Origin of the sequence: Cellulomonas biazotea, from assembly GCF_004306155.1 — a bacterium.
In the GTDB taxonomy this organism is placed as follows: Bacteria; Actinomycetota; Actinomycetes; order Actinomycetales; family Cellulomonadaceae; genus Cellulomonas; species Cellulomonas biazotea.
Genome location: NZ_BIMR01000182.1, coordinates 1 through 2,961 on the forward strand (window position 1 = coordinate 1; position 2,961 = coordinate 2,961).

Consider the following 2,961-nt stretch of genomic DNA (forward strand, 5'->3'; position numbering starts at 1 on the left):
ATGAGCAACCGACACACGAAACAGCCCCCGAAAGGGCCAATCAGATTCGGCTGTCAAGAGGACACGCATCCCACGGGGTGGAACACGCCTCCTCGATCTCAACCAAGACCCACCACACTCACGTGCGATGAACCATCTTGGCATCGACTACTTGGCACACTGTTGAGTTCTCAAGGAACAGACGCGCATCCCTTCAGATCTTTCGATCTGGCCGGAGGCAACCGTTCAAACTTAGCGGACCGGGTCTTCCTCGTCAACCTGCCCTGTCCGGGCCGATCGATCGGGGTGGAACCTCGTTCCAGGTCCGGGCACTCGTGTCGGCCGGTGAGAGTCTCACCAGCTCGGAGTATCCGGGGTATCGCTCGGGGGACCAGCCACCGGGATCGTTCCTCGGTGTCCGTTCCTCCCTGCCGGGCGACATCGAGAACATTACGCAGCGCTGGGACGGAAGAGCAAATCCGCGTCCGGTGACCCCCGTCACCCCGGCCGCACCGAGCGGTCCGCAGCGGCCGTTCGGTGCCCTGACCTGCACGAACGCCCTCCCGCGGCCGCGTCGGGCGGCTGCTGGAGGGCGTTCGGGGTACCGGACGGGCCGGGCACCGGGTCGGCGCGGACGGCCGGCGCGTGTCAGTACAGGGCGCTGGCCATCGCGCGACGGGCCGCGACCACGCGGGGGTCGTCGCCCCCGATCACCTCGAACAGGTCGACGAGCCGCTGGCGGACGCGCTCGCGCTCGTCGCCGGCGGTCTGGCGCAGCACGTCGACCAGCCGGGCGAACGCGTCCTCGACCTGACCGCCGAGCACGTCGAGGTCCGCGACCGCGAGCTGGGCGTCCACGTCACCGGGCCGGTCGGCGGCTGCCGTGCGTGCGGCCCGCAGGTCGAGGTCGCGCGTGCGGTCGAGCAGACCGACCTGCGCGAGGCCGGCCCGAGCCAGGGTGTCGCGCGGGTTCTCCTGGAGCGCCTGCTCGTAGGCCGCGCGCGCCGCGTCGAGGTCGTCCGCCTCGATCGCGTCGTACGCCGCCTGGTGCAGCGGGGGCAGGTCGGGCTCCGGCTCGGCCTCGGGCTCCCCCTCGGTCGCCGGCGTGACACGGCCCGTGATGCCGTTCGCCTCCGCGGCCGCGAGCACCTGGTCCAGCACGGCCCGCACCTGGTCGCGCGGGTACGCCCCCTGGAACAGCGGCAGCGGCTGGCCCGCGAGGACCGCCACGACCGTCGGCACCGACTGGGCCTGGAACGCGGCGGCCACCTGCGGGTTCGCGTCGGCGTCGATCCGGGCGAGCAGCCAGCGGCCGGCGTCCTCCTCGGCGAGCGCCGCCAGGTCGGCCGCGACGCCCGTGCTCACCTCGCTCCACGGTGCCCACAGCACCACGACCACCGGGTGCTGAGTGGAGCGCTGGACGACGTCGCCGAACGACGCCTCGTCGACGTCGACCACGTAGGCGCTCGGTCGGTCGAGGCCACCCGGCGAACCCGGCGCCGGTGTGGTCCGGGCGAGACCGGACAGGTCGACGGCGCCGCGGACGTCGAGACGGGGACGGGGACCGGTGGGCTGGGTCATGCGGGTCATCCTTCGTGCCGGGCGACGCGGAGGCGGCGCCGTAGCGGGTCGGTCGCGGGTCGGTCGTCGTGCTGCTCGGTCTCGCTGGTCCGTCCGGACGGCCGCTCTCGCCGGACCGGCAGTCCGTGCCGGTCGCGGACGACCGGCCTGCCCATCGAACCAGTCCGCGGGACCGGTCGGTGACCGGGCGGGACGGTCAGGAGGCGCTGGCGGCGGTGACGGCGTGCTCGGCCGCCAGCACCTGGATCGGCGCCCCGCTGTCCGCGGGTGGGACGTACATGACGAGCACGTCGGTGAACGTGCGGGCGAACGCGGTGCCGGCGCTGTCCGTGCCCGCGAGGGCAGCGTAGAACGGGTCGGTGATCGGGATCGTCCCACCGGACACCGTCAGCGTCACGGTGGACACCGTCGTCATCTCGCCCACCACGATCGCCCCGCCGTCGACCGTCGCCAGCGCGACGACCGGGGCCGGCGCGGGGGTGTAGGTCTCCGTCGCCGTCCCGGCCGCCTCCACGCCGGCGGCGGTCGCCGCCCGGGCGGCCTCGATCCCCGCCCGGAAGGCGTCCGGCGCGAACGACGCGGCGAACGCCGAGGCGTCGCCGTTCGCGAGCACGTCCGCGTACTGGAGCATCGCGTCGACCGGGGTCGCCACGAGGCCCGTCACGTCGGGCGCGAGCACCGCGCTGCCGGTCTCGGGCGACGCGGTCGCGGGCATCTGGATGCCCTGCCCCATGCGGGCCCAGCCCCACAGCTTGTACTGCTCGCGGGGAGCGGCCTGCTGCAGGACGAGGATGCGCGGGGCCTGCAGGTCGTCGGGCTGCTCCGTCACCACGAGCTGCGTGCGCGGCCACGCCGTCGTCTGCGGGACCACGAGCGCCTGCTCGGCCGTCGGCAGCACCGTGGGGAGCTTCGCGTTGGCGGTCGCCGACGCGCGCCTGTACTCCGCGGTCCGGGTCGCCAGGGCGGGTCCGGTCACCCGGGGCGCGAGGGCGGCGGGGTCCAGCACCGCGTCGGCCGCGGCCAGCACCGCCCCGACGTCCGTGAGGACGTCCGTCGACTGCCCGACGGTCGTCGCCGCAGGTGCGACGGCGGGAGCGGGCTCGGGCGACGGCTCCGGCAGCGGGGCCGCGCACCCGGCGAGGAGCACGAGCCCGACGAGGGCGGGCAGGAAGCGGCGGGCGGTCATCGGCCCTCCTCCTCGGTGCGGTCGTCGGTCGTCTCGATCGGTGGCAGGCCCCATGCCCGCCGCCACGCGTCGCCCCGGGAGCCCGGCGGGGTCGCCGTCGGGTCGTCGGGACGGGCCGCGTTCTCGCCCGTGGGCGGGAGCCACGCCGGCCGCGGGTGGGCGGACGGGGCGTCGGGGGCCGTGGGCGACCCCGCGCGGGACGGCTGGCCGGGCGC

General features: G+C 74.9%; 3 protein-coding genes. All 3 read right to left on the minus strand.

Annotation, left to right across the window (positions count from 1 at the left end; genetic code table 11):
• Positions 1 to 627: 627 nt before the first annotated feature.
• Positions 628 to 1,560, minus strand: coding sequence for a tetratricopeptide repeat protein (locus tag CBZ_RS12165; RefSeq protein ID WP_130781803.1), 933 nt, complete (start codon positions 1,558 to 1,560; stop codon positions 628 to 630).
• A gap of 196 nt (positions 1,561 to 1,756) precedes the next feature.
• Positions 1,757 to 2,746 (minus strand): DUF8094 domain-containing protein, encoded by a 990-nt coding sequence (locus CBZ_RS12170; RefSeq protein WP_130781804.1) that lies wholly within the window; start codon positions 2,744 to 2,746, stop codon positions 1,757 to 1,759.
• The coding region (locus tag CBZ_RS21515) for a hypothetical protein (protein WP_373862172.1) at positions 2,743 to 2,961 on the minus strand (219 nt) is incomplete at its 5' end. The genes CBZ_RS12170 and CBZ_RS21515, both read right to left, overlap by 4 nt.

Excerpts from the sequence above, each read along its gene's own strand:
- CBZ_RS12165 (WP_130781803.1), bottom strand. The coding sequence starts at position 1,560 with ATGACCCAGCCCACCGGTCCCCGTCCCCGTCTCGACGTCCGCGGCGCC.
- CBZ_RS12170 (WP_130781804.1), bottom strand. The coding sequence starts at position 2,746 with ATGACCGCCCGCCGCTTCCTGCCCGCCCTCGTCGGGCTCGTGCTCCTC.